Consider the following 889-nt stretch of genomic DNA (forward strand, 5'->3'; position numbering starts at 1 on the left):
AAAAAATTTTCGATCTGGGCAAAGAAGTGGTATACTGTAAGTGGTTTAGTTAATGGTCCACTGAGACCGCGTACGCATAGTCGTACTCTGTATGTGCCCTAACCATAGCGTGCATACATTTCAGAAGCTTGTTCATACAAGCAACTGTGGCAACCTTATCTTTCTTAGGGATAGGTTGCTTTTTTAATTTGTAGTAATAATCGACAATATGATTAGGAGCTGCGCGTTGCTGGCGAATCATATTTCGAATGGTGAAGAAAATAATTTTCCGTGCTTTGGGATTACCACGCTTATTGATGCGGTCTTGGCCAGTATACTTACCTGAATGATACCGTCGGATGTCGATTCCGACAAAGGCATTCAATTGTTTATGGGTTTTAAATCGTGTGATATCTCCTAATTCACCGAGCAATAAAGCGGCTGTGAGTGCGCCAATCCCAGGGAACGTTTGGTACAACAAAAAGCAAGGAGAGCCTTCGGCTTTTTTGATCATTTGTGTCGCCAGTGCTTCTTTTTGTTCGAGTAAATCTTGGAGAAGTTCGGCGTAATAGATCGTTTTTTGACAGTGGATACTGTCTTTTTCAACAGCTGGATAGGCACACTGTGCATAGTGGATGATTTGATCTGCCTTTTGCTCGGCACGATTCGCGGAGATTTTTTTCCGTGTTTCGTTGATCAGTTTATTTTTTATTTTTGTCCGAGTAGATGCCAATACAAAATCTGGATGGGGAAAAAGACGGATCAATGTCAATGCGTAAGGGGTCAGCCTGTTTGAAAAGAACTGTTCAAGCTCTGGAAAAGTCAACTGAAGGCAGTTGTGTAAATCCATGCGCAGACGAGTGATTTTCTTCTCAATTTCTTGATAAAAACGGGCTAAATCGCGCATCTC

General features: G+C 41.7%; 1 protein-coding gene. It reads right to left on the reverse strand.

Annotated features, from left to right (window positions below; translation table 11 throughout):
• Window positions 1-49: 49 nt before the first annotated feature.
• The coding region (locus tag HMPREF2731_RS02685) for a transposase (RefSeq protein ID WP_070872272.1) at window positions 50-889 on the reverse strand (840 nt) is incomplete at its 5' end.

The sequence above is a fragment of the Enterococcus sp. HMSC072F02 genome (assembly GCF_001837725.1).
Taxonomy (GTDB): Bacteria; Bacillota; Bacilli; order Lactobacillales; family Enterococcaceae; genus Enterococcus_B; species Enterococcus_B lactis.